General features: G+C 67.7%; 21 protein-coding genes. 5 read left to right on the top strand and 16 right to left on the bottom strand.

What is annotated here, in order from left to right; all coding sequences use genetic code 11:
• Positions 1-43 precede the first annotated feature (43 nt).
• From HUA78_RS30890 to HUA78_RS30875, 4 genes are all read right to left on the bottom strand, one after another.
• Positions 44-472, bottom strand: coding sequence for a hypothetical protein (locus HUA78_RS30890; RefSeq protein WP_174459194.1), 429 nt, complete (start codon positions 470-472; stop codon positions 44-46).
• A gap of 51 nt (positions 473-523) precedes the next feature.
• Positions 524-1,087 (bottom strand): hypothetical protein, encoded by a 564-nt coding sequence (locus HUA78_RS30885; RefSeq protein ID WP_174462028.1) that lies wholly within the window; start codon positions 1,085-1,087, stop codon positions 524-526.
• 8 nt (positions 1,088-1,095) lie between these two features.
• Positions 1,096-1,494 carry a hypothetical protein gene (locus HUA78_RS30880; RefSeq protein ID WP_141647226.1) on the bottom strand — a complete coding sequence of 133 codons (399 nt, stop codon included), beginning with the start codon at positions 1,492-1,494 and terminating at the stop codon, positions 1,096-1,098.
• A gap of 79 nt (positions 1,495-1,573) precedes the next feature.
• A complete protein-coding gene (locus HUA78_RS30875; RefSeq protein WP_174477776.1) occupies positions 1,574-1,912 on the bottom strand; it encodes a hypothetical protein in 339 nt (112 codons plus the stop codon).
• A gap of 178 nt (positions 1,913-2,090) precedes the next feature.
• On the opposite strand from HUA78_RS30875, the gene HUA78_RS30870 reads away from it, so the two are divergent.
• Positions 2,091-3,854 (top strand): HEAT repeat domain-containing protein, encoded by a 1,764-nt coding sequence (locus tag HUA78_RS30870; protein WP_174462027.1) that lies wholly within the window; start codon positions 2,091-2,093, stop codon positions 3,852-3,854.
• Positions 3,855-3,858: 4 nt separating this feature from the next.
• Entirely contained in the window at positions 3,859-5,169 is a 1,311-nt protein-coding gene (locus tag HUA78_RS30865; RefSeq protein ID WP_141647229.1) for an HD-GYP domain-containing protein, read from the top strand.
• Here HUA78_RS30865 and HUA78_RS30860 read toward each other — a convergent pair.
• The 7 genes from HUA78_RS30860 to HUA78_RS30830 all read right to left on the bottom strand — a co-directional run bounded on the left by HUA78_RS30860 (position 5,150) and on the right by HUA78_RS30830 (position 12,035).
• Complete coding sequence (locus HUA78_RS30860) at positions 5,150-6,190, bottom strand: RluA family pseudouridine synthase (RefSeq protein ID WP_174467530.1); 1,041 nt, start codon at positions 6,188-6,190, stop codon at positions 5,150-5,152. The two genes, HUA78_RS30865 and HUA78_RS30860, sit on opposite strands and share 20 nt — an antisense overlap.
• A 10-nt stretch (positions 6,191-6,200) precedes the next feature.
• On the bottom strand, positions 6,201-6,464 hold the full coding sequence (locus HUA78_RS30855; RefSeq protein ID WP_141647231.1) for a hypothetical protein: 264 nt from the start codon (positions 6,462-6,464) through the stop codon (positions 6,201-6,203).
• An 84-nt stretch (positions 6,465-6,548) separates the two neighbouring features.
• The gene (locus tag HUA78_RS30850) at positions 6,549-8,258 is read right to left on the bottom strand and encodes a helix-turn-helix domain-containing protein (protein WP_174477775.1); all 1,710 of its coding nucleotides are present in this window, start codon (positions 8,256-8,258) and stop codon (positions 6,549-6,551) included.
• Entirely contained in the window at positions 8,255-9,208 is a 954-nt protein-coding gene (locus HUA78_RS30845; RefSeq protein ID WP_141647234.1) for a P-loop NTPase, read from the bottom strand. The genes HUA78_RS30850 and HUA78_RS30845 overlap by 4 nt, the downstream gene beginning before the upstream one ends.
• Before the next feature lie 222 nt (positions 9,209-9,430).
• Positions 9,431-10,024: an HNH endonuclease gene (locus HUA78_RS30840; RefSeq protein ID WP_141647233.1), complete on the bottom strand. Its 594-nt coding sequence runs from the start codon at positions 10,022-10,024 to the stop codon at positions 9,431-9,433.
• Complete coding sequence (selA, locus tag HUA78_RS30835; protein WP_174477774.1) at positions 10,021-11,418, bottom strand: L-seryl-tRNA(Sec) selenium transferase; 1,398 nt, start codon at positions 11,416-11,418, stop codon at positions 10,021-10,023. Before selA ends, HUA78_RS30840 begins: the two co-directional genes overlap by 4 nt.
• Before the next feature lie 107 nt (positions 11,419-11,525).
• The gene (locus HUA78_RS30830; protein WP_141649184.1) at positions 11,526-12,035 is read right to left on the bottom strand and encodes a GNAT family N-acetyltransferase; all 510 of its coding nucleotides are present in this window, start codon (positions 12,033-12,035) and stop codon (positions 11,526-11,528) included.
• Positions 12,036-12,125: 90 nt separating this feature from the next.
• Between HUA78_RS30830 and HUA78_RS30825 the strand changes: the two genes are divergently transcribed.
• Positions 12,126-12,464, top strand: coding sequence for a TerB family tellurite resistance protein (locus HUA78_RS30825; RefSeq protein ID WP_141649183.1), 339 nt, complete (start codon positions 12,126-12,128; stop codon positions 12,462-12,464).
• A gap of 55 nt (positions 12,465-12,519) precedes the next feature.
• Here HUA78_RS30825 and HUA78_RS30820 read toward each other — a convergent pair whose 3' ends face one another.
• The 4 genes from HUA78_RS30820 to mltG all read right to left on the bottom strand — a co-directional run bounded on the left by HUA78_RS30820 (position 12,520) and on the right by mltG (position 20,588).
• Complete coding sequence (locus HUA78_RS30820; protein WP_141649182.1) at positions 12,520-13,059, bottom strand: hypothetical protein; 540 nt, start codon at positions 13,057-13,059, stop codon at positions 12,520-12,522.
• A gap of 284 nt (positions 13,060-13,343) precedes the next feature.
• A complete protein-coding gene (locus tag HUA78_RS30815) occupies positions 13,344-16,367 on the bottom strand; it encodes a DNRLRE domain-containing protein (protein WP_371745696.1) in 3,024 nt (1,007 codons plus the stop codon).
• Between the two features lie 95 nt (positions 16,368-16,462).
• On the bottom strand, positions 16,463-19,372 hold the full coding sequence (locus HUA78_RS30810; protein WP_371745695.1) for a DNRLRE domain-containing protein: 2,910 nt from the start codon (positions 19,370-19,372) through the stop codon (positions 16,463-16,465).
• 199 nt (positions 19,373-19,571) lie between these two features.
• Positions 19,572-20,588, bottom strand: a complete 1,017-nt coding sequence (mltG, locus tag HUA78_RS30805) for an endolytic transglycosylase MltG (protein WP_174459200.1) — start codon at positions 20,586-20,588, stop codon at positions 19,572-19,574.
• A gap of 340 nt (positions 20,589-20,928) precedes the next feature.
• Here mltG and HUA78_RS30800 point away from each other — a divergent pair, with 340 nt between their 5' ends.
• Positions 20,929-21,783 carry an alpha/beta fold hydrolase gene (locus HUA78_RS30800; RefSeq protein WP_174462023.1) on the top strand — a complete coding sequence of 285 codons (855 nt, stop codon included), beginning with the start codon at positions 20,929-20,931 and terminating at the stop codon, positions 21,781-21,783.
• Between the two features lie 48 nt (positions 21,784-21,831).
• On the opposite strand, the gene HUA78_RS30795 is transcribed toward HUA78_RS30800, so the two are convergent.
• Positions 21,832-22,311: a VOC family protein gene (locus HUA78_RS30795; protein WP_141648574.1), complete on the bottom strand. Its 480-nt coding sequence runs from the start codon at positions 22,309-22,311 to the stop codon at positions 21,832-21,834.
• Between the two features lie 200 nt (positions 22,312-22,511).
• Here HUA78_RS30795 and HUA78_RS30790 point away from each other — a divergent pair, with 200 nt between their 5' ends.
• A complete protein-coding gene (locus tag HUA78_RS30790) occupies positions 22,512-26,105 on the top strand; it encodes a tandem-95 repeat protein (RefSeq protein ID WP_174477772.1) in 3,594 nt (1,197 codons plus the stop codon).
• Positions 26,106-26,135 lie beyond the last annotated feature (30 nt).

The following is a 26,135-nucleotide window of genomic DNA, read 5'->3' as shown; positions in this document are numbered from 1 at the left end:
CCGTCCCTCCAGACACCGTTGAAATCCGAAACGGCTGGCGGCCTTAGAAGTTCGTGTTCTGCGAGCTGTTGACGAGCCTGAGGTAGTCGCAGGTGCCGCTCGCGTCCCAGCTCACCCGGAAGAAGCCCCGATTGCTCAGGGCCTGCTCCCAGAGCGCGGAGACGGCGGCGTTGGGGATGCAGGTGTAGACAACCGGGCTGGTGCCACCTGGCGGGGTGGACCACGAGTCGAAGCTGCGCGTGCCGGTCATCAGGTCTTCACGGAAGGACGCGGACGAGGTCGACGTCGCGTCCTCACGGAAGCCGACGAAATTGCCGTAGCAGAGTCCCGAGCCATCCGCGTTCTTCTGGCAGAAGACTGTCTGTGATTGGAGTCCTCCCCACGCGACGGGAGCGAGCCCCAGGACAGCGAGCGCCACCCCAGGGAACAGAACTCCGCGGAGAAGGGGCTGCGAAAAAGAGAGCTGCTTCATGTTGTGACTCCTGAGCCTTGCGTCGTTCGACTGCTCAAAGGGAAGTGAGACTTACGGCAGGCCATCGAAACCCGGCGCGGGGACGAGCCGGTCCTGGTTGATGGCGACGACGAGTTGCTTGCGGAGCGCGTCCGCCTCGGGGCGACCTCGAAGGTGGACGAGTTCACGTCGAATCTCGAGAACGTCCTCGGCTGTCATGCGCCCGCTGGAGACCACCCGGTCCACCATCATGCCCGCACGCGCCACGGCCTCGCGCTGCTCCGAAGACGGCTCTGGCGCGGTGGGAACGGGAGCCTCCGGCTCGGAAGAGCCCGCGACGGGCCCTCCCGACTCCTTCAGCAAGGTGGCCACCCGCAAGGCCATGGCCTCCTGGTCCTCGACGGAGAGACGACTCTCCCGCGGAGCGAGGATGGTGGCGGTGCCCACCGGGCTCGCTCCAGTCGCGTGGGAGCTGGACTCCAGCGCCCGGCGCAGCGAACCCACTTCGTCGGTGAGCTGCTCCATTCGCTGCGCCTGGGATTGCTGTGCCTGGCTCACCGCGAGCCAGCACCCCACGGCGCACCCCACCGCTGTGGTCAGGCTTGGAAGCCAGCCACGCAACACCTGGGTTGTCATGGAGTGGATCAGAAATGCGAGTACTGGCTGCCGTTGATCAGGAACAGCGAATAGCACTCACCCGCGGCCGACCAGTAGATGGAGAAGAAGCCCCCGTGGTTCATGGCCTTGCTCCACTGCGCCGCCGTCGCCGTATTGGCCGTGCAGTTGAAGTACGTCGTCGTCGCGCCCGAGGTGAGGGCCGCGGAGAAGTACGGCGCGGCGTTGCTCACCCGGGTGAAGGACGCCTGGGTGCTGGCGCCGACGTGGTTGCGAAAGCCAAGGAGACTGCCGTGGCACCGACCGGAGCCATCCGCGTTCTTGTAGCAGTTCGCGGACTCGGTCTCGAAACCAGCGAAGGCAGCGGGAGCGGCCAACAGCGTCGCGACACAGAAAGCCGAGGCTCCGTGCTTCAAGACATCATGCATGTGAATTCCTTGCTCAAGGGAGGCCAGGTGTTTCTGGCCCCTTGAAAAGAACTCTACGAAGAGCCTCTGACACACCACTTCAGAGCGGCGCGATGGAGTCCGGCACCTGCTCCCGCTCGGGCGCCGCCTGCGTGGACGTGGTGCCCTCCGCGCATACGTACTCCGTGCGCAGCGGCGTGACGAAGCCCACCGTGCCCACGTAGACGAGCGCGCCCCACCAGGGCCAATACACGTCCACACGCGACACCCCGTGGCGACACTCCGCCGCCGACACGTTGGCCGTCGACAGCCCGTACACCAGGCTCACGCCCGTGCGCGCCTCCGGGAGCCCTTCTCGCGGTGCGCCCGTCCGCACGCTCATCCGGAAGCACCCCGTCAGCCCCAGCAGCAACACCCCACAGGCCATGACTCGCAGCATGCGCTCGACACTCCTCCCGGTACGCCGGCCCACGCAAGATACCCGGTAATTCCAGGGCGACGGCGTCGAGGTAGACCCATGTCATCCAAGTCCGCGAACTTCCAACCGCCGCCGGCTGGGGCCCCAGAGGATTTCGCGGTAGGCTGGTGATACCGCCCGAGCGGAGAGTTGCACGCGCATGGCCCATCCCCAAAAGACCCAGGAAGCGAGCACGGAGCCGGAGCAGACGCCGGAGGTCCGCGAGAAGGTGGAGCTGGCGCGCACGTTCGCGTTCCACCTGCTCAAGGGCATCAAGCAGATTGGCATGTACCGCCACAACGATGCGCGCTTCCCGGAGTTCCTCGCCAAGGCGCTGGAGTCCATCACCCAGTACACCGAGAAGTACGGGCCCCTGTCGCTCAAGGTCGAGCAGCAGAACCTGACGCTGCACAACGACTCGCTCTTCACCGAGGACACGCCGCTCCCGTACAAGTTCTTCCGCGACGGCATCCGTCAGCTCATCTTCCGTCCCGGCCTCGTCGTGGAGGAGCTCGTCACCTTCACGATGATTTCCCTGTCGGAGCCGGAGCGCGGCGCCGAGGACGTGCTGGCCCAGCTGTGGCGCGCGGGCATGGAGCACGTCGAGTACGTCGTGGTGGAAGGCTTCTCCATGGAGAACGCCAGCGAAGACGAGGTGCAGGTCGAGGTGGACAAGGTGGTGGGCTACCTCTACGCGCGCCTGCAGACGAACTCGGACGACTACCTGCGCTTCGCTCGCGTGTCCGCGGAGGACCTGGACGCGAAGCTGGACGGCGTGGAGCAGATTCGCGGCCTCGTCGTCGGCGGGCGGCATGCCTCGGATGACCTGAAGGCGAAGCTCCAGCGCGAGGTGTCGGAGGAAGAAGGCGCGCGGCTGTTCCCCAAGCTGGTGAGCGCCGTGTTCCAGGTGGTGGAAGGCGGCGTCGAGGACGGCGCGCTGCTCGAGGAAATCTTCGTGCAGTTGCTGGACATGCTGCTGCTCCAGGACGACTTCGGCACCATCAATCAAATCGTCCTCAAGCTGCGCGCGCTGTCGCAGAAGGAAGGCGGCGCGCCGCTGGAGAAGCTGCTCGAGTCCTTCATGCACAAGATGGGCGAGGAGCAGCGGTTGATGCGCCTGGGCGAGTCGCTCAAGGGCTCGCGTCCCAAGCACCCCGCGGACGTGACGCGCTACCTCCAGGCGCTGGGCCGCGACTCCGTCATCCCCCTGCTCACGGTGCTGGAGACGTTGGAGATTCCGGAGAACCGCGCGCTGTTGTGTGACGCGCTGGCCGTCGTCGCGCGAGAGCTGCCGGAGCCCTTCGTGGCGCGGCTGGTCTCAGACCGTCCGCAGACGGTGCGCGACATGGTGTACGTGCTGGAGAAGAGCAACCACCCCGAGCGCATCAAGATGTTCGGCCAGGTGCTCAAGAGCCCCAACCTGGTGGTGAAGCTGGAGGTGCTCAACATCATCGGGCGCGGGCGCACCGGCGAGGCGCGCCGCCTCATCTTCGAGGCGCTCGCGGACCCCGTCTCCCAGGTGCGCATGGTGGCGGCCCGGATGCTGCCGGAGTTTGATCGCGACAAGGCGTTCTCCGACTTGATGCGCCTGATTCGAGAGCCCGCGTTCGACAAGAAGACCCCCGACGAGCGCACCGCGTTCTACGCGGCCGTCGGTGCGACGGGCACCCCGGGCGCGCTCTCGCACATGCAGCAACTGCTGGCGGTGAAGCCCTCGTTGCTCAACAAGAAGCGCGTGCTGGAAGACAAGATGCTGGCGGTCGCCGGGCTCCAGGGCGCCTGCTCCATCCAGAGCTACAAAATGATGCAGGCCATCGTCGAGGACCGCACCCAGCCGGTGGAACTGCTCACGGCGGCGCGCAAGGCGATGTACCAGACGCGCAAGACGCTGTTCGGTGACTCGGCGCTCCCAGAGGAGGCATAAGCCCATGGCTGAGAACCTCAAAATCACCCAGAGCCAGGACGAGAGCACCAACGAGTTCGGCCGCGAGCACAACGAGAAGCTCCAGGCCCTCTCGCGCTCCATGGTCGCCGGCCTCTACATGCTGGTGCGCTCCGTGAAGATGTATGACCCGGAGAACGGCGTCTTCCAGAAGCCGCTGCACCAACTCCAGGACATCATCAACCAGATCATCGGCAAGGAAGGCCGACTGGAGCTGGCGGGCGTCAAGGACTCCTTCTACCTGAACAGCATGCTGGTGAAGGTGGACCTGAACTCCATCGAGAACCAGCGATATCTCCTGACGGAGATGCGCGCCAAGGACGTCGGCGGCTTCACGCTCACCAAGCCGGTGACGGTGCCGGACCTGAAGAACTTCATCTGGATCTTCAGCAAGGAGCAGTCGAGCACCTCCGAGGAGGACGGACTCGCCGGCCGCAAGCTGCTCAACATGCGGGTGGCCAAGTTCTCCAAGCTCAAGGAGAAGCTCGACAAGGACATGAACAACGTGGGCGACCAGAAGGTCGATCGCAAGAAGTACGCGATGACCGTCTACGCCCGCTCGGTGTTCTTCCTCAGCAAGTACCTGGAGTCGGTGCGCGCGGGCAAACCCATCAACGCGTCCAAGGCCCTGCGGCTGGTGCAGGACTTCGTGGACATCAGCTACGAGCAGAAGACCCACTTCCTGGGCATGACGACGATGCGGCGCGAGGACGACTACCTCGTGTACCACCAGGTCAACGTGTGCCTGATGTGCATCGTCTTCGGCGCGGAGCTGGGGCTCACGAAGCCGCAGCTGCGAGACCTGGGCTACATCGCCCTCTTCCACGACGCGGGCATGACGACGCTGCCGGAGGAGCTGGCCACCAAGCGCGGGGCGCTGACGCCGGAGGAGCGCGTGGCGGTGCAGCGCGCGCCGCTCATCTCCGTGCGCAACATCCTCATGGAGAAGGGCTTCAGCCGCTCCACCCTGCTGCGCGTCGTGACGACCTTCGAGCACAAGACGGACTTCGGTACCGCGGTGCGCGACTCGCGCGGCAACATCCAGATGATCATCCCGAAGACGAACCTCGGGGCCTACGCGAAGATCATCGCCATCTGCGACGCGTACGACGCGCTCACCTCCAAGCGCCCCTACCGCGATGCGTACGGCCCGGAAGTCGCGCTGATGCTGATGTGGACGGAGATGCGCAACAAGTTCGACCCCGAGCTGCTCGAGGTCTTCATGCGCGTCATGGCCATCCAGCCCGTGAAGGTGCTGTCCAAGCGACAGCAGTCACTCAGCGTTTCCGGCTTGTAGCCGCCGCGCGCTTCTTCGTCGTCTTCCGGGCGGGAGCCTTCTTCGGCTTCGCCTTCGGCTCGGGCTCCGGTGGCGCCTGGGGACCCCGCAGCAGCTCGAGCGCGGCGGTGAAGTCCTCGGGAAGGGGCGCCTCCAGCGAGAGCGCCTTGCCCGTGCGCGGGTGCGCGAAGGCCAGCTTCCACGCGTGCAGGGCCTGGCGTCCCAACCGCTCCTGCGCGGCCGCGGACTCACCCTTCGGCTTGCGCCCGGCGCCGTACAGCGTGTCCCCGAGCAACGGGTGGCCGGCCTCCGTGAGGTGGACGCGAATCTGATGCGTCCGGCCAGTGAGCAGATCCACCTCCACCAGCGCGGCGCCGTCAAAGGCCTCGAGCACGCGGAAGACGGTGATGGCCGGCTTGCCCTCTCGCACCTTCCCGGTGAAGCGCTGACGGTTCACCGGGTGGCGGCCATAGAGCGTCTCGATGCGCCCTTGCGCGGGGGGCACGCCATGAACCAGCGCCAGATACGTCTTGGTGACTTCGCGCCCCTTGAAGGACTTCTGGAGCGCGACGAGGGCCCGCTCGCTCTTGGCGACGACGAGACAGCCCGTGGTGTCCTTGTCCAGGCGGTGGACGATGCCGGGGCGCAGCTCGCCGCCGACGCCGGCCAGGTCCTTCACGCGATGCAAGAGCGCGTTGACCAGGGTTCCCGTCGCGTGTCCCGCACCCGGGTGCACCACCATGCCCGCCGCCTTGTCCACGACGACGAGGTCCTTGTCCTCGTGCAACACGGACAGGGGCAGCTCCTCGGCCTGAGGAGCGGCGGCCACGGGGGCCGGAACGTGGAGGGTGAGGAGCTCGCCACCGCGAAGGCGCATCGCCGCCTTCACGGGCCTGCCGTCGACGAGCACGTGCCCATCGTCGATGAGGCCCCGGATGCGCGAACGCGTCAGGTCGGTGAAGACGGTGGCGAGGTACTGGTCGATGCGCTCTCCGCGTGAGGCCGGCGGGGCGCGATGATCTCGGGTGTCGGGCGCTGCCACGTGGAGCGGACTACCAGATCTTCGACTTCACGTGCGCCTTGGAGCGCAACACGATGTCGTTGATGGCGCGCTCGAAGAAGTTCGCGTTCGTGTAGACATCCTGGCTGACGCGGCTCTTGTAGAGCTCACGTCCCTCTTCCAGCTCCTCCTTGAGGACCTCGAAGAGGTTGTCCTGCTCGATACCCTTGATGATCTTCTGCTCGTTGTAGAGCGAGATATCCGAGGCAATCGCACGGGCGAGCCGCATCGCCTTGATCTTTTCCTCGTCCGTCATCGTCCTCCCTACATAGGCACCGCTCGGAGGGGAGTCAACTTTCCTTGTGGTGCGAGCGCAGGTTGGCAGCTCCCCGGGTCAGCATCACTTCTTGCCCGACTTCTCAGAAGCCAAGCCCAGATAGCTCCTGGACACCTGGAGCGGATCCAACCCCAGCTCACGGGCCAGGTTCATGAGGATTCCTCGCAGGTACACAGGCGGAGGCAGCAGCGTGTAACGGTCCGCCTCCACGTTCTCCAGATGACGCAAGGAGATACGGGTGCGATCCGCCACCTGATGGAGCGTGAAGCCCCGAGTCTCCCGGACCCTGCGCAGCAGCTCGCCGTTGAACTCGGCGTCGGCGGGGATGTCCGGGAGGCGCGGACGGACGTCGCGCACGCGGGCGGAGACCTGGGCCAGGGCGGCCTCGGCCGTGGCGATGGCCGAGTCCTGGGAGAGCACCTGTGCCTCTCCCAGCTGACGACCCGAGCCACCCCGGGTCTGCGCGGACGCCCCCGTGCCGGACGCCGTCGAAGGCATGGAACGAGATGTGCCCGTCGACCGACCTGTCGTTGGCGTCACGACGATGGACGTGGCCGGCTCGGGCGCGGGGGGCTCCGCCGACACGGGTGCGACCGGCTGCGCGGAAGCGTCCTGCGCGTTCGACGCAACGGGAGCCTCGTCGACCGGGGGCTCCTCGGCGGGTGCTGGCGTCGATGCGAGGGGACTCGCGGGAACCTCGGCGCCTTGAGCCTCCGCGCTCGCACCAGCCGACTCCGCCGTACTCGTGCTGGATCCCTCGGTGCTCGACGCCGCCTGGGCAGCGACCGCACTCGCGCGGATGGCAGCCTCGACGCTTGGCTCGGTCTGGGCGCTCGTCGCGCTCGCGGTGTCGGGAGCCTCGGTGCTCGACGCCGCCTGAGCTGCCACCGAACTCGCGCTGTCGGGAGCCTCGGTGCTCGACGCCGCCTGGGCAGTTACGGCACTCGCGCTGTCGGGGGCCTCGGTGCTCGACGCCGCCTGGGCAGTGACCGCACTCGCGCTGGTGGGCGCCTCGATGCCCGGCACCGACTGGGCGCTCGTCGCGCTCGCGGTGTCGGGAGCCTCGGAGTTCGACGCCTCGGCGGCGGCACTGGCCGGAACGACGGCCGACGACGTGGCGGCGGACGAATCCGCGCCTGGTTCCACCCAAGCGGAACCCGCCGCTCTCGACTGCGCCACGACGCGCTCCGCCGTCCGCGCCTCCACCACATTCGCCGGGACAGACTCACCGCGCGCGGGCGCGGACCCGACGTCCACCCTGCCCGCCGCGGGCATGTCCACGAACCCACCGCCGAACGGCGCGGACTGCAAGGAACTGGTCACGTACGACAGCGAATAGCCACTGACGAAGCTGGCCCGGAACGCCGCCGGCCCACTCAGCTCGGGCTCCGGCTCCTCCGTCCCCTTCCCTGCCTCGGAGGCAGAGGACGAAGCCGACGACTCCACCGCGCTCGCGAGCGCCTCGGCCGCGCGCTGCACGGGGCCGGAGTCCTTCGCGGGTGCCGTCACGGCCTCGGCCACCTTGCGCGCGGGCAGGCCCAGGTCCTTGTCGTACTCGACGCGCAGGTCGGCGTCCGTGAGGATCTCCATCGCCTCCGTCATCCGGGCGCGGAGGGCGTCCACCTGATCCGCATCCACGAGCGCGTACACCGCGATGGAGTCCGGCGCATAGAGTTCCATCAACCGCGAATAGGCGGCGTGGATCTCCTCCATCTGCGCGGTGACAGGGACCTCCAGGAGCTCGTAATAGGTCTGCTGCGCGAAGGGCTTCATGGCGTGGCGGGAATGGGCGTTCCGTCGATTGCGAGCAAGCGCGAGGCGATGCGTTGAATGGCCAGAGCCGCCGGGGAGTCCGGCCGCTCAATCAATACGGGGCGCCGCTTTCGCACCGCGCGCCACGCCTCATCGTCATACCGGATGGCACCCAGGTCATCCATGTCGATCCCAAAGAACTTCTTCCACGCGGAGGCCACGGCTGTTCCCACGTTCAGGTCCGCGTCCGTCCGGGCCTGGTTCACCACCAGCCGGATGCGGAAGGCCGCCAGCTCTCGCTCCAGTCGCTCCGCACCCACGGGGTCCTTGCGCCTCACCTGCTCGAGCACGTCATGCAGCGTGCGCAGCGAGCCCTCCCGGGTCGTCAGGGCGCTGTCCACCAGGTCCCCGATGCCGTACTCGGCCTCCATCTGCTGCAACCGCCGGAAGAAGGCCGCCTTCGCGAAGCGGTATGCGTTCTCCACCGACGTTGGCTCGGGCAACACCACCAGCAGCCCATGGTCCGCCATGATGAAGAAGTCGATGGTGTTGAAGCTCGTGCCCGCGCCCAGGTCCAGGATGAGGTAGTCCGCCTGCGCCCCCAGCAGCGTCTTCAAGAGCTTCTGCTTCTGCGCGTACTTGAGGTTGGCCGCGTCCAGCGCGTCCTGCGCGCCCGCGATGAGCGACAGCCGAGGCACCCCGGTCGGGACGATGACGTCCTCCAGCCGCGCCTTGTTGCGCCGCAAGAAGTCGGACAGCGTCGCCTCCGGCTGCCCCACACCCAGACACGTGTGAAGGTTGGCCCCGCCCAGGTCCGCGTCCACCAGCAACACGTTCAGCCCGGACTGCGCCAGCGCCACGCCCAGGTTGGCGGACACCATCGACTTGCCAATGCCACCCTTGCCGCCGCCTACGGCGATGATGCGACGGGGCCGCGCACGTCGTCCCAATCCCGGCGGCCCCGACTGCACCGGCTCGGAGGTCGGGGTCCCCAGGGCACGGGCATCGGCCAGGGGCGCTCGCGAAGGTTTGGACATGGGCGGTCGCATCAAAGCCCGTCCTACCGCCCGAGTCGACTCCCCGCCAATCCCCGGCCATTTCGTCGATCAATCCCCCCACCACCGAGAGGGATGACACCCAGATTTACAGGGCTCGCATGGCTGACCAGTGAACAGGCGGCCGAGCGCTCCGCCCTACTCGTCCAGCAGCTCCACGTTCCAGTACGACGCGTCCGCGAGGTGCAGGAAAGGCAACCACTCCTGATACGTCACCTTGCGCGAAGCGCCTCGGAACAGCGGAGTCCAGCGCGGGCGCACCGGCTTCTTGAGCAGTCTCATGTCGGCCTGCTCCGGCGTGCGGCCCCCCTTCTTCAGGTTGCACGGCACGCACGAGCACACGACATTCTCCCACGTCGTCTTGCCGCCCTGGGTCCGAGGCATGACGTGGTCCAGGTTCAAATCGCTGCGGGGGAGGTTCTTGCCACAGTACTGACAGGTGTCCGCGTCGCGCGCGTAGATGTTGAGCCGGGAGAAACGCACCCTCCCACGCGGGAGATGGTCATACGCGCTGAGCACCAGCACCCGGGGAACGCGGATGGTCCGGTTGATGGTGGTGATGCAGTCGTTGGTGGCGCTCAGTGCCGCCCAATCGGCGAACTCGTAGAGTCGGTACTGCTGGTCAATCGCCTTGGCGACGCCCTGATACAGCAGCGAGAACGCCCGCTTCACCGACGTGACGTGCACCGGTTGGTAGTACCGGTTGAGTACGAGGACGGCGCTGTTGATCATGGTGGTTTCCCGGGACTTGCGGTCGCCACGCTTTCAGCGACCGACGCGAGTTCCTCCTTCGCGAGACAGCGGACGTCGAGGACCACCTCGCCATCCGCGATCCTGCCAATAACCGGCACTTCGCCGCCGCGCAGGCGTTCGAGGAATGATTCCGGTGCACCTACGGTGAGGCTGCACGCGAAGGAAGGCAACCGGGCCAGCGGCATGGCACCCCCGCCCACCTGTCCCACCACCCCGTCCACCCGGGCACTCACACCCTGTTCGGCCAGCAACGCCTGGAGCCGCAGCGCCCGTGCGCGCAGCTCCTCGGACGACTGGGCAAGCAGTCTGTAGGTGGGCACGGCCTCCGGCCTGCCGTCCCGGTACAGCTCCAACGTGGCCTCCAGCGCGGCCACCGTCAGCTTGTCCACACGCAACGCCCGCGTCAGCGGGTGCGCCTTGATGCGCGACACCAGCGCGGAACGTCCCACCACCACGCCCGCCTGCGGCCCGCCCAGCAGCTTGTCCCCGGAGAACGCCACCACGTCCGCCCCCGCGGCCACGACTCCGGGCACCGTGGGCTCCTGACTCAAGCCCTCTCCCGCCATGGGCACCAGCGCCCCCGAGCCCAGGTCCTGGAACACGGGCACGCCGCGCTGCCGCCCGAGCGCGGACAGCTCCGCCACGCTCGCCTCCTCCGTGAAGCCCACCACCGCGAAGTTGGAGCGGTGCACCTTCAGCAACAGCCCCGTCTCCGCGCCCACCACGCTCGCGTAGTCCGCCACGCGCGTGCGGTTCGTGGTCCCCACCTCCACCAGCTTCGCGCCCGACTGACGCATGACGTCCGGCACGCGGAAGCCACCGCCAATCTCCACCAGCTCCCCGCGCGACACGATGCACTCGCGCCCCCCCGCCAGCGCCGCCAACACCAGCAATACGGCCCCCGCGCAGTTGTTGACGACGAGCGCATCCTCCGCGCCGGTCAACTGACGCAACAGCCCCACCACCGGCGCATACCTGCTGCCGCGCTCGCCTTCGTCCAGGTCGTATTCGAGGTTCGAGTACCCTCGCGCCACCTCCGCCACCCGCGCCACCGCCTCGGGCGCGAGCGGCGCGCGCCCCAGGTTGGTGTGCAGCACCACGCCCGTCGCGTTCAGCACGGGACGCAGGCCCGGCGTGGCCAGCGTGCTCAGCGCCTCGCCCACGTCCGCGTCCTCGAAGGAGCGCGGCTCACCCTGGAGCAGCCGGGCCCGCGCGCGCTCCACGGCCAACCTCAGCGCGGACACGGCCCTGGCCCTGGGGACACCCGCAAGCAGCGGCTCCAGCGAAGGCCGCCGCAGGAGCTGCTCGATGGAGGGGAGGGCGCGCAAGAGCGCGTTCTTCCCACCGTCTACATTGTTCGACGGGGGTCCCACGCCTCCGAGTCTAGGAGACGTGGCACCCAATCTCCAAACGACGGGGAGGTGTCAGGCAGGTGACGGCCCGCTCGCGCCCGGGTGCCGCGCGGTGCTCCGCGCTCGACTCAGGGGGGCGTCAGGTACAGGCTGATTTCCTCGGTCGCCCCAGGCAGCCGGATGTGCTTCTCGAACCGCAGCCCCAGCCGCGACAGCACCTTGATGGAGCTGGCGTTGTCGTTCGAAACGATGGCCGCGATGCGCTTCAAGCCGAAGTCACGCAACCCGTGAGCGAGCGTGGCGGAGACAGCCTCCTGGGCGTAGCCCTGCCCCCAATACGCGGGCAGCAGCGCATAGCCGATGTCCACGTGCTCCAGCGAGTCGCGCTTGAGCAGGCCACACATCCCCAGCGGCGCGCCGTCCGACTTGCGCTCCACCAGGTACAGGCCGAAGCCATGGCGCTCGTAAGACACCTGGGGACCGTTGCGGATGTAGCCCCACGCGTCCTCGAGCGTCTTCACACCCCGGTCGCCAATGAAGCGCAGCCACGCTGGCTCATTCACCAACACCAGGATGAAGGGCGCATCCGCCTGCGTCACCCTGCGCAGGACGAGCCGCTCCGTCTCCAGGACTTTCATGCGAAGATCTCCTCGGAAAGCCCGAGGCAGCCCTGGACGGAAGTGTCCAGACACGTCAGCCTGCGAGCCACCTTGGAGGATGTACCACGGATGTCCACCCCCTCGAGCCCCGACTCCCGGTTCCAGATTGAAGTCCTCAAGCTGCTGCTCCAGGTCGCCAGTGGCGACGAGGGCGTGAGCCGCCAGGAAATCGACCACATCATGGATACCGCGCGAGGCATGAGCGTGCCGTTGCCGGAGCTGGCCGAGTTGGCGAAGTGCCTCCAGAACGGAATCCCACTGCCCGCCCCCAACCTGGGAGTCCTCCGCTCCAACCCCCAGGCGGTCGTCGAGGCGACGCACGCCCTCATCTCCAGCGATGGCCACATCCATCCGAGTGAAATCGAGATGCTGCGGCAGATTCGCGAGATGCTCGGTGTCGCGGGCTGACTGAGCGTGGACGCGGGCCGGGAAGAGCGCTCCCGGCACCGTGTCCGTCCAGCGACTACGCGTCGACTTCGTCGACTTCCAGCTCGCTGCCCGCGCCGCTCAACAGCTCCAGCAGCTCCGCCGCGCCGCCCTCGCTGTCCTTCAGCGAGGTGAGCTTGCCGCCGCCGAGGAACTGCATGATGAACTGCTTGCGCATCTCGCAGCGTCCGCCCTGAATCTCGCCCAGGACGGTCAGCGTGTTCGGCTCGCCCTCGCCGACAATCTGGTCGGCGACGTGGCAGTTGCCCAGCACGAGCACGATGGAGTGCAGCTCCGCCGTGCCGACCTTCAGGTCGCCGAGGACGAGCAGGCCGCCGGGGCCCTTCACCACCAGGGTCTCCACGTCCATGTCACCCGTCACGACGACACAATCGCGTGTCTCCAGCGTGCGCGACTGGGCCGTCAACTCTTCGTGGAGTTCGATGCCGGTTCGCAGCATCGCGGAGATGTCGACGGGGGCCGCGAGCAGCGCGTCCTCGTCCAGCGCGGTCAGTCTCTCGTCCGCGGCTGCAAGTGCATCGGCGTGGTCCTGGAGCTTCTTGGGGAGCTGAGTCATGTCTACCGTCGTGAATACCCCAGATCAGGCCGGGAGGAAGCCACCATCGACGGCGAGTGTGGCCCTCGTCACGAATCCGGCCCCCCGGGCACGCGGTTGGAGCGTCGCGAAGGTGACTTCCTCCTCGGTGGCCATGCGACCCATCGGGTGCTCCGCCACCAGCGAGGGGACCAGCGCCTCGTCCTGACGGGGTCCAGGGGGACAGGCACGACCCACTCCGTCGCGCGGAAGCCCGGGGGCGCCCGGCCCCCGAGCATCGCGGTGGGATTTTCCGCTGGGGCCGCTCAGGGCCGGAGCTTGACGTGCAGCAGGTCCAGCCGGCGCAGGCGGGGCGAGTACCAGGTCCCATCCAACTCGAAGGGCGCGGCCAGGGTTCCCGTCGCGATGACCCCATCACCCACGGGCGCCAGCTGGAGGCCCGACTGGAGAGGATCCAACACGCGCACCCAGCGCGTCGCCAGACTGGGAGCGAAGCCCGCCAGCGCGGGGCGGTCGGGTGCCACGTCCTCGGGGAGCCCCACGGAGCCGAGCCCCAACAGGCGACCCCACCCGGACTGAGCCGTCGTGATGTTGCCCGACGCGTCCACGACGAGCGAGCCGAAGCTCAGGCTGCGCCCCCTGTCGTCCTGGAACTGCCTTAGCGCCACCTCCGCGCCCGTCGCGCTCAGCCGCCCCAACAGGGCATCACGCTGCCCGTCGTAGAAGTCGTCCGGATCCAGGCTCGCGTAGGACGTGCCCGCGAAGGTGAAGCGACCGTCGAAGTTCCCCGTGAAGGCCACGCTCCCGTCCGGAAGGACGCCCACCGCGAGCACGTCCGCGTAGTGGCCGTAGGTCGTGGGCAGCAGCCAGACCCACAGCGGCGCACCACTCACGCTCCACCGCGCCACGAACGGGCCCTGGCCGGTGATGGCGCCCGCTCCGAAGTCGGTGCCCTGGGCCGCCCAGCCACCCACGGTGACATTCTCCTGCGCGTCCACGGCCACGCTCACCGCCTGGGTGCCACGCAGCGACTGCCCGGCCAGCACCCGCGCCCACTGGTAGGCACCGTCCCACTGGACCTTCAGGACGAAGGAGTTGGGACCCTCGTCGTCATAGGGGCGCGGCTTGCCTGAGTAGACAGGCCCGGCCCCGAAGTCGGCATGCCCCCAGAAGCCGCCCGTCACCACGGCGCTGCCGTGCGCGTCCGTCGCCAGGTCGTACACGGGGATGATGTTGTCCTCGGGGCCGTCCTCTCCCTGGCTCCAGGACCGGTAGCCCCGCGTCCAGTCCACCGCGCCCGTGGGCGTGAGCTTCATCAGGAACATGCCCTGCCCCTGTGGCAGCGGGCCCTTGCCCAGGTCAGGTGCGCCGGAGTACTCGCCCGTGGCGAGCACGTTGCCCAGGGTGGTCACCGCCACCTTCCTGAAGGTGACCCCCGGGTGCGCGAACTCGCGCGTCCACGCAACGCCGCCGTCCGCGCGGTGGAGCGTGACGACGTCCGTCTCCGCTCCCGAATACGGCCCATCCTGCGTCTGCTCCACCGCGCTGAGCACGGCGAAGCCACCATCCGGCGCGGGGGCTGTGTGAATCGCGCGCTCCGCCTCGGGACGGTTCGACTGCTTCACCCACGTGGTGGTCCCCGCTGGCTGCGTGCCCCGGTACGAGCAGAACGGCGCGCTCTCCGTGACGACGACCAGGCGGGGCGCGGCGTCCAGAATCTGCTCCCGCGCCGCATCCACCGACGCGAAGCTCAGACCGTCGTTCGAGGAGGGATAGAGCTGGAAGGCATGACGGCCCGAGGTGGTGACGGTGGCCGTCACGTCGTACTCCACCCACTCGTCCTTCTTCACCGCCCACGCGTCGGCGAGGACTTCATTGACGAAGGGCGGAGGGTGAGACCAGGTGGTCTCCTTGGGGTCGAACGGAACGGACTTGAGGAGCCGGGGCGCGCGGTCCGAGGCCTCCAGCGCATACAACTGGAGCAACACGCGGCGCACCTGTCCCGGCGGCAACTGCACGTCGAAGTCGAGGTAGCTGTAGAACCCCGGCTGCGTGTCCACCTTCAGCGACGCCTCGCGGTGGAACGTCGTGTCCGGACGGTACTGGTCGATATAGGTGTCGTGCAGCGGGTAGAGGGTCGTCGAGACAATCTCCCGACGCGTCAGGCACGCATCCCCCGGCGCCGTGCGGGACGCACCCGTCCAGACGAGGAGCTGAGGCCCGGGCACGGAGGAGGACTCCCGGGAGACGAACGTCACCGGGGTGGTCGAGTTCCCATACAACCCGAACGCGACGGCGCCATTGCCTCGCACCAGGTCCGTCACGTCGTATTCCACGGTGCCGAGGGGCGAGAGGAACGGAACATAGGACAGCACGCCGCCCACCCGCTGCGGGCGCGTGTTCCAGGTGACGCTCGACTCATTCCAGCCCCCCTGAATCGCATACACGGAGGGACCTCCCACCGTGCCCTCGTCGGAGACGTTCAAACGCAGAATCGCGCGTTGGACGGTCTCCGTCAGGCCTTGCACCGAGAAGCGCAGATACGCCTCGCGCTTCTGGCCATTGTCCACCCACAGCTTCCGCGACGTGCCTCCGGCCGAGGAGCCCGGCGCGGCCTCGGAGACATACGTGTCGGCGCTCGCGTTGAAGAGCGTGGGCGGACCCGACACCGGGAGCGGCGTGGGACGGTGCGGAGGATGGTCCTCCGCCGACTCGACGGTGAGGACGAGCTGGGGACGCAGCGCGGCGTTTGGATGTTCGCTCGACGCAATCGTCACTCCATCGGTGCTGTCGGGCCGCAGGTGGACGTCGGTATAGGCGTTCTGGGAGATGTGCAGGTCGGAGATATCCAGCTCAATCCAGGTGCCGCTCGTCACTGCGCCCGCGCTGGCGAGGATGTTGTTGGCCGGGGGTGGACGTGTGTTCCACGTCGTCAGCTCGTTCCAGTTGCGTCCATCCAACCGGGGGTCATGCGCGGTGGGTCCATCCGACGAGCCATCCAACGCGTAGACCCGCAGCCGCGCCGTCGTCAGCGTCCCCTCGAACGGGGTGATGAGGAAGCGAAGGTACGCCTCCGACTCTGGAGACCGGTCCACCTCCATGGTCGGTGACGACCCGAAGCTCGTCGTCGGTGACGTCGACACCACGTGCGTGTCCGCCGCCGCGATGAAGGTCACCGTCTGTGTATTGAGTTCGTCACGCCGCTGGCCGTCCGGGGCCGCATCCAGCGTGGAAGCAGACACTTCACCCTGGGAACTCCCACACCCACCCAGGAGTGCGAGCGCCATTCCCAGACTCCAACCCACCACTCCGCCTGTCACGTATCTCACGTCATCTCTCCTTCGGGTCCAGCCAGGACGATGCGTGAGCAACAGGTGCGCCAATCCAGCTGTCCGTTGGAAGTCTCGCGGCGTGCCCGCACCGCTCAAGGTCGGAGCTTGAAGTGCAGCAGGTCCGAGCGACGCTCGCGGGGCGCGTACCAGGTGCCCTCCAGTTCGAAGGGCGTCTTGAGGTCCGCGGTCACCACGAGGCCATCACTCACCGGAGACAGGAGAAGCTGCGACTGGAGCGGATCGAACACCCGAACCCAGCGCGTCCGCAGGTCGACGCCGAAGCCCGCCACCGTCGGGCGCAACGACGCGCCCTCTTCCGTCGGACCGACGTCCCCGAGCCCCAGCCTGCTTCCACCTCCAAGCTGCGACGTCACGACGTTCCCCGATGCATCCACCACCAGGTCATGGAAGTCGACGTCCTGGAGCTGCCTCAGCGTCACCTCGTCGCCCGTCGCGCTCAGGCGGCCCAGCATCGTGTCGCGCGGCCCGCCATCGTATTCGTCCGGCTCCCGGCTCGCGTACTCCTGCCCGGCGAACGTGAAGCGGCCTCCGAAGTTCCCCGTGAAGACGACGCCGCCGTCGGGCAACAACGCCAGCGTGGACAGCCCACTGAAATAGACCGGGATGACCCGGGACCAGACAGGTGCACCGCTCGCATCCCAGCGCGCCACGAAGGCGCCGTTCTGGGTGATGGCACCCGCTCCGAAGTCCGTGCCCTGCCCCGCCCAGCCCCCGACGGTGACGCTCTCCTCCGCGTCCACTGCCACGCTCGTCGCCTGGGCGCCCCGGAGCGAGTCCGACGTCAGCGTGCGCGCCCACTGATAGGCGCCGTCCCACTGGAGCTTCAGGACGAAGGAGTTCGGATACGTGTCGTCATACGGGAACGGCTTGCCGGAATAGACGGGCCCCGCGCCGAAGTCCGTGTAGCCCCAGAAGGTCCCCACCACGAGCGCGCTGCCATGCGCGTCCGTCGCCAGGTCGAGCACCTGCATCGGGTTGTCGACGGACTCGTCCATCCGCTGGAACCACGCCTTGTAGCCACGCGTCCAGACCACCCCGCCCGTGGGCGAAAGCTTCATCACGAACATGCCCTGCCCTCGCGGCAGCGCGCCCGTGCCCAGGTCCGGTGCACCGAGGTAGCTCCCCGCCACCAGGACGTTGCCCTGCTTCGTCACCACCACGCGCTCGAAGGACACCTGCGACTGGGAGAACGCGCGGCTCCACGCGACGCTCCCATCCGCGCGGTGAAGGGTGACGACATCCGTCCGCTCGGAAGACAGGGGACCAGTCACCGGTTGCTCCACCCTGCTGATGACGACGAAGCCGCCGTCGAGCGCGGGGGCCGAGTGAGTCGAAAGCTCCGCCGAGGGGTCGCTCGACTGAGTCACCCACGCCGTCGAGCCTGATGGAGGCGTGCCCTGGTAGGAACAGAAGGGCTCGCTGTCGGTGATGACCACCAGTCGCGGCGCGACGGAGAGCAGCCCTCGCTCCTCCATCTCGGACGAGGCGAAGCGCATCCCATCCGCGGAACCATCGAGCAACGCGAAGGCGTGACGCCCCGACGTCGTCACCACGTCCGTCACGTCCAGTTCCACCCACTGGTCCTTCTTCAGCGCCCCGAGGTCCCCCACCACGCCCCCCATGATGGCGGGCTTGCGATACCAGTCCGTCGTCGCCTCATCGAACGGCGCGGCCTTGAACAACCGGGGCCCATTCCCGGAGGCATCCAGTGCATAGAGGCGCAGCAACACGCGGCGGACCGGCGCCGCCCCCAGTTGTACGTCGAACTCCAGGTAGCTCTCCGCGCGCGGTGACGCATCCACACGCAACGAGGCCTCGCGGTAATGCTGCGTGGTGGGGCTGTCCGGCGTGACGAAGGTGTCCTGCGACGCGAGGATGGAGGTCGCGAGAACCTCCTGGCGTGTCAGGCAGTCATCCGTCGGAGCAGTCCGAGGCGCCCCCGTCCAGACGAGCAATTGGGGCTCGAGCGCGAGGACCTCTCGCGAGTGGAACGACACCTCGTCGCCGGAGTTCGCATACAGGCCGAAGGTGACGTCGCCATCGCCTCGCACCTGTTCCGTCACGTCGTAGTCCGCGAAGCCGAACGGCGTGAGGAACGGTGCGCGGTCCAGCGAGCCGCCCACCTTCGTCGGGCGCGTGTTCCAGGTGACAGCCTCGCTCCAGGCCCCCTGCGTGGCGAAGACCGAGGGCCCTCCCTCCGTGCCATCCTCGCGAACGCGCAGGCGCAACACCGCGCGCTGCACTGTCTCGGTCAGCCCCTGCACGGAGAAGCGAAGATGCGCCTCTCGCTCCGGTGTGCTCCCGACGCGAAGCGCCTCCGACACACCACCAGCCGAGGAGTCCGGCACATCCGCGGAGACAAACGTGTCAGCGCGCGGAGCGAACGAAACGGGCGTCCCCGACACAGGGAGCGGCTCGGGGCGCGGAGGCGGATGGTCCTTCGCGGACTCGATGGTGAGGACGAGCTGAGGGCGCAGCGCGGGGTCCGGATGTTCGCTCGACGCGAGCGTCACGCCATCCGGGCTGTCACCCCCCATGAAGATGTCGAGATAGCTGCTCTGGGAAACGTGCAGGTCGCTGACATCCAGCTCCATCCATGTCCCGCTGGCGACGGGGCCCGCGCTGACGAGCGCCCAATAGCCGCCCCACTGCGGACGCGTGTCCCACGTCGTCAGCTCGCTCCATGTCCGGACTCCTGGCGGGTCGTAGACGGTGGGCCCATCCTCCGTGCCCTCCAGCACGTACAGGCGCAGGCGCGCGGTCGTCATCGTCCCCTCGAAGGGCTGGATGAGGAACCGGAGGTAGGCCTCGGCATCGGGCGAGCGACCGAGCACCAGCGTCTCAGCGGAGCCGAAGCTCGTCGTCGGAGACGTCGCCACGACGTGCGTGTCCGCCGCCGCGACGAACGTCAACGTCCGGGTGACGAGTTCCTCACGCCGGCCATCCGGAGGAGCGACCACCTCCGTGGAACTCGGCGCCACACCTTGGGAAGCCCCGCACCCACTCAGGAGCGCGAACGCCACTCCCCAGCCCCACCAACCCGCCCCGACCGTCATCCGCCTCACGTCACCGCTCCCTTGAGACCAGAGGAGACGATGGGTGAGCAACAGTCACGCCAGACAGGGCCGGTGCGCTCCCTCTACCTGGTGGGCGAGGGAGCGAGCACCGTGTCCCGCGGCGTCAGTACACGTTGTACTTGCGGCGCAGCGCCTCGTGCTCTTCCGCGTTGCGCGAGGGGCGCAGCGTCTTCTGCGCGTCGTGCAGGTAGTACCAGAACTCGCTCGGCGTGGGCGCCATGGCGGCCTGGAGCGACGCCACCGTGGGCGCGCCGATGGGACCCGGGGGCAGGCCCTTGCGATGACGCGTGTTGTACGGGTCCTCGGGATCTCTCAGTCGCTGGAGGAACGCCTTGCGGTCATTCCACTGCGCCAGCACGTACCGCGACGTCGCGTCCACGCCGAGCGGATAGCCCTTGTCCACGCGCTTCCAGAGGATGCCCGCGACCAGCGGACGCTGGTCCGGCACGGGCTCCTCGCGCTCCAGCATGGATGCCATCACCACCACCTCGTGCAGCGTCCTCCCGCTCTTGGAGATGGCGTCCCGGTTGGGCGTGTAGAAGCGTGCCCCGAAGGCATTCAACTGGCGCTGGATGAGGTCCTCGACGTCGAACTTCCCCGGAATCACGCCGTAGGACTCCGGGTACAGGTAGCCCTCCAGCGTGGTGGTGGGCAGGGGGAACGGCGCGGTGAAGCGACTGGGATTGCTGGCCGCGGTGATGTACGCGCCCGCGGTGATGAAGCCCGCCGCCGTGAGGGCCGCGTCGGTGTCCCGCAGGCGCCAGCCCTCCACCACCAGGAACGGGATATCGTCGGGGAGCGGGTTGCCCTCCAGCACCGTGGCCAGCTCCGCCACCGTCATGGACGGACTCACCGGGTGTCGTCCCGCCTTGGGCGAGAACGAGCCACGACGGAAGAGATGCCAGCGCCACACCCGCGCATCACGGATGAGGCCCTGGTTGGCGAGCAGCACGCCCAGACCTCTCCCGGAGGTGCCCTTGGGGACGGTGAACTCCACGGGGGTCGCGCCGGGGGCCGCGACGGCTTGATGCGCCGCCTGCTCCACCCACCAGAACGCACCCACACCCGCAGCCGCCAACAGCACGAAGACCACTGCCAGACTCACGAGGACTTTCTTCATCGCGGCGCAGGGTAGCACCGTCGTCCCGCCGTGCATCCATTCGAGTCACCGGATGTCCGCTCCCGGGCGCTGGCCCGGCCACCAACCAGGCGGCACGGGCCACGGCCCCTCCTCGTCCCCCTGCCTTGGGTCATCCGTTCCGACTGGCCTCCAGGTGCGAACTCCCTCGCGAACGTGCGCGTGACGATGGCGACAAGACGCGGCGCCGTCCTTTGTACAGAGGGTCAGGCACCCCAGTTCTTCCGGAGAGGGGCCAGAGAGCCAGGGGCCGATGGCGGGTCATGAACACGGGGCACATCTTCGCAACCGTTGCATCTACCCATGACCCGAGGACCCTCGTATGGCCACTCAAGCCGGCAAGCTCCAGGGCAGCTATCTTTCGACTCGCGACGGAACCCAGATCTACTTCAAGGACTGGGGTCCCAAGGACGGACAACCCATCGTCTTCTCCCATGGCTGGCCGCTCACGGCCGATGCCTGGGAAGACCAGATGATGTACCTGTCCGAACGAGGCTTCCGCACCATCGCGCATGATCGTCGTGGCAACGGGCGTTCGTCACAGCCCTGGGAAGGCCACGACATGGACCACTTCGCGGATGACCTCGCGGAGCTGACCGCCGCGCTCGACTTGCGCAAGGCCGTGCATGTCGGCCACTCGACGGGCGGCGGCGAGGTGACGCGGTACATCGGCCGCCATGGAACTTCTCGCGTCGCCAAGGCCGTGCTCATTGGCGCCGTGCCTCCCATCATGCTCAAGACGGACTGGCACCCGAATGGCCTGCCCATGAAGGTCTTCGACGACATCCGCTCGGGCGTGCGTGGCGACCGCTCCTCCTTCTTCAAAGAACTGAGCATGGCGTTCTACGGCTTCAACCGGCCGGGAGCGAAGGTCTCCGAGGGCCTGAGGGAGAGCTTCCGCCTCCAGGGTCTGCAGGGCTCGCTGAAGTCCGAGTACGACACCATCAAGGCCTTCTCGGAGTCGGACTTCCGCGCGGACCTGGCGAAGTTCGACGTGCCCACGTTGGTGATGCACGGCGACGACGACCAGATTGTCCCCTTCGAGGGCGCGGGGAAGATCACCGCCACGCTCGTAAAGGGCGCGCAGTTGAAGGCCTACAAGGGCTTCCCCCACGGCATGTGCTCGACCCACAAGGACGTCATCAACGAGGACCTGCTGCTCTTCATCAAGGGCTAACGCGACGAACAGGCCGCGCGGGCCAGCTCAACCACCCGCGCGGGCCGTTCAGCCTCCCACCATCTTCAGGAAGCGCCGCTGCATCTCCTCCGGAGACACCTCTTCGATGCGCATGGAGAGCGACCAGCGGTGGCCGAACGGATCCTGGATGTGGGCCACGCGGTCGCCGTAGAACTCGTCCTTGATGGGACGCTCCAGCACGGCTCCGGCGGCGATGGCCCGTTGGGCCATGGCGTCCACGTCGTCGACCGAGAGGTTGAGCAGGCTCGTCGCCCCTCCTCGACTCTGCGGCCCGACGATTCCGTACTCCGGATACTCATCCGCGATGGACAGCACCACTCCGCCCAGGAGCATCTCCGCATGGCCCAGGCGACCGGAGGGCTCCACCAGCCGCATCCGCTCCTCGGCGCCGAAGACCTGGGAATAGAACGTGAGCGCGGCGGTCGCGTTCTTCATCACGAGCTGGATGCCCAACCGAGGCTGCGGGGACACGTCCTTCTTCATGGCAACCGTGGTGTCTGGCTTCATCACGAACCTCCTGGTTCAAGGGTGGATATCGACAGTCTGCCCATCTGGCACGCTGGGGGATTGGAAGAAATGCACCACGTGTGAGGAACCCATGATGGTTCCGTGATGAGGGAATCACGCCTCAGGGAGTCTGCTGTCCCTGTCCGCCGCCGATCCACTGGCGGCTCGCCGGTCCCGACTCCGCGCTCCCCGAGGTCCACATGTCGTCTCTTCGAATGAGCCCGCGAGGCTTCGCCTGCCTCGCCGTGTTTCTCTGCATCGCGGCCGTGACGCCCGCGTGGGCGGACTCCCGCCCGGCATTCCTCGCACCAGGGCTCTCCTTCGAAACCCTGGTCGGCGCCGTGACGATGGGCCCCGCGAGCGACCACCAGTTCGACGGAGCCGTGGCCTGGAATGGAACGCACCACCTGGTGGTGTGGACCGACTACCGGCACGGCGGCTCAAGCGGGCGCATCTACGCGGCCCGCGTGAGTCCGACGGGAGAGGTGCTGGACCCGGCGGGAGTCCTCATCAGCCCCATCGCGGACAAGAGCACCACCCCTCATGTGCTCTTCGATGGGACGAACTTCTTCGTCGTCTGGCATGCGACGCGGCCGGGTGAAGCAGGTGACCTCATCCTGGGCGCACATGTCACGCCGGAGGGCCAACTGGTGGAGCCCACACCCAGACGACTCGCCAGTGCAGCCCCGGGAAGCGTGTATGGGAAGCCCACCGTGGCGTTCTCGGGCAGCCAGTACCTGGTCACCTGGAGCGAATACGCCCCCGACCTGGGCCCCACGCTCCGAGGGACACGGCTCTCGTCCTCGGGCGACGTGCTCGACATCATGGGCCTGGAGCTGGGTGAAGGCAGGGAGCCGACGGTCTCCTGGGGTGGCACCGACTTCCTCGTCGTCTCCACGCGCGGCAATCTCGTTCAGGGGACGCGTGTCTCGGTGGAGGGCACGAGCCTGGGGTCGTTCGTCATCAGTCCTCCCAATGCCATCTTCCCCGTCCTCCCGGTCGTCGCTTTCGACGGACAGAATCACCTCGTCGTCTGGGAGGACCAGCTCACCCCGCTCGACTTCAATCGGGACATTCTTGGGGCGCGGGTGAGCCCCGAGGGCATCGTCCTGGGGACCTTCATCATCCACACGAACTTCGCGCATCAATCCATGGCCAGCGTGGCCTTCAATGGCACGCACTTCCTGGTCGCATGGCATGACATGCGATACGTCGACGGCGTGCGCTACGGCGGCATCCATGGCGCGCGCATCACGACCTCCGGGGGTGTGCTGGATCCCAACGGACGGGTGCTCGTAGCGAACCGCAGGAACTTCACTGCGTCTCCCTGTGGGATGGCGTCAACGGGAACTGAGTTCTTCGTCACCTGGTATGGGGGGAAGGACGAAGACAAGGAGGACATCCGTGCGACGCGGGTGAGCAACACGGGCACGGTGCTCGCCGAGAGCCTGTTGGTCAGCACGTCCGCCAACCGCCAGGAGGAGCCCGCGGTGGCCTCGGATGGCAATCGCACCCTGCTGGTCTGGATGGAGCAGCGCCCGTTTCCCCAGGGGACGGACCTCTACGGCACCCTGCTGAGCGTGGAGGGCGTGGAGCTGACGCCGGGAGGTTTTGTCATCTCCCAGACGGCCGGCGATCAGGGTGACCCCGCCGTCGCCTTTGATGGGACGAACTACCTGGTCGTGTGGCGCGACACCCGAACGGGCATCGAGACACCCAGACTCCATGGCCGCCGCATCTCCGCGAGCGGAGTCCCCGTGCGACGCGAGTTCCCCATCCACGCCCATCGGTCCTTCCTCGACGCACCCCGACTCGCCTGTGGTGGGGGTGATTGCTTCGCGGTCTGGGATGAGCCGCCGGTGTCGTCTGGCTTCGGAGATATCGCCCGGGGAGCGCGCGTGAGCCCCACGGATGTCGTGCTCGATCCACTGGGCATCGACCTGGGCGGTGGGGCCCCGGAGTCCTACCCGGCGGTCTCGTTCGACGGAACGAACTTCCTCGCCGTCTGGGAGGTCCATCCCTCCGGCAGCGGCGTGCTCCGACGACTGGAGGCGGTCCGCGTGAGCAGGGCCGGCACCGTCCTCGCGCCGGGCCGCATCCTGGTTCGGCAGAGCGAGCTGACGCCCGAAAAGCCGTCCATTGCCTTCGACGGGACGAACCACGTCATCGCGTGGACGGAGGGAGGAACCGTCCGCGCGCTCCGCGTGGACACGGAGGGAATGGTGGTGGACCCGGAGCCCTGGCTGCTCTCGTCACCGGGGCAGGAGCCGCCATTCTGGGGGCAGGCCCAGGTGGCGGCGACCGGCACCTCCACACTCGTGTACTGGCTCTCGTCCGCGCCGGGTGACAGTACGGCGAACCTGTTGCTCGGCGCGAGGATCGACTCAGCGAGCGGGACGGTCGATACCCCCGTCGAGTTAGGTACGCTGGCGCTCGAGTATCAACTCCCGAGCGCGACGTCCGTCGGGGCCAACCGCTTCCTGCTCGCCTACCAGCGCTTCGTCGGACCGCCCTACGCCGCGCTCCGCGTCCACGCGCGCATGGTGGACTACGACGCCGCGCCCCTCGCCGTGGCTCCGGCACGAGGGCCGTCCGGAGGCTCCAACGCCAAGATGTGCATCCCGCACCCGTCAGCTCCCGAGGTCGCCATCGAACATCCGGCACAGGACGTGGCCGACGACGACCTCGTGAACATCGTCACCGATACGCCCCCTGCGGACATCCAGGGAGAGGAAGGCTATGTCTATGTGACGAGCGGCCTCGAGGATGAGCATGGGCAGCCGGGGATGTGGTTCCCGCAATCCGAGCAGATCGACCCCATGGCGTTTGATCGCTCGGAAGTGCTCACGGAGGACACCTCCGTCGAGCTCATTCTGGAGAGCCTGGCTGCTGACAACGACACGCTGAAGTACTCGCTGGTGGAGCTGCCCCGCCACGGCCGGCTCTCGGGCACGACCCCCAACCTCGTCTATACGCCCCACCCCGACTTCCACGGCGAGGACTACCTCACGTTTCGCGTGAGTGATGGGGTGACCGAGTCGACCTCCGCCCAGGTGCTCCTCTCCGTCAAACCCGTCAACGACGCCCCCGTGGCCATGTCCCGCGAGGTCACCGTGTCCGCGGAGGGACCGGTTGAATTGGAGCTGGAAGGCCGCGACGTGGACGGAGACATCATCACCTTCGAGTTGAGCGAAGGCCCGTCGCAGGGAGAACTCACGGGCACGTTGCCCCATGTCGTGTACCGGCCCAGGGCGGGCGCATCGCGCGAGGACTCCTTCACGTTCGCGGTCAGCGATGGGGAGTACACCACCTTCGCGACGGTGACGCTGCACATCACGCCCGTGAATCATGCCCCCATCGCGAGCAACGCGCGGCTCACGATGAAGGCTGGCGAGCGACGCGCGGTGGTACTCGATGCCCGGGATGCGGACCAGGACGCACTGACCTACTCGGTGAGCGCGCGCCCCGCTTCAGGCGAGCTGTCCGGCAAGGCGCCCTCGATGACGTACGAGGCGGCGCCTGACTTCGAGGGAGAGGTGTCACTCGTCTTCACCGTCACCGACGGCGCGGGACTGGCTTCGACAGGGACGGTGCGCATCCAGGTGGAGAAGTCCGCGACTTATTCCATCGACTCAGAGCCCCGGCTGGGGGCTCTCGGCTGCGGCGCCGCTCCAGGCTCCGTGACGCCGTTGCTGCTCGCGCTCGTCGCCCTGTGCCTGCTTGCACGGCGGCAACCGCGCGTCCGCTGCTCGAAGTTCATCGTGAACCGTCCCCAGCAGAGCATGCGAGCCTGAGCACGCCCTGCTCCAGGGCTGGGGCAATCC

The organism is Myxococcus sp. CA033 (genome assembly GCF_013336625.1).
Taxonomy (GTDB): Bacteria; Myxococcota; Myxococcia; order Myxococcales; family Myxococcaceae; genus Myxococcus; species Myxococcus llanfairpwllgwyngyllgogerychwyrndrobwllllantysiliogogogochensis.
Note: the sequence above shows the minus strand (reverse complement) of the source record. Positions and strands in the feature narration are given on the sequence as shown.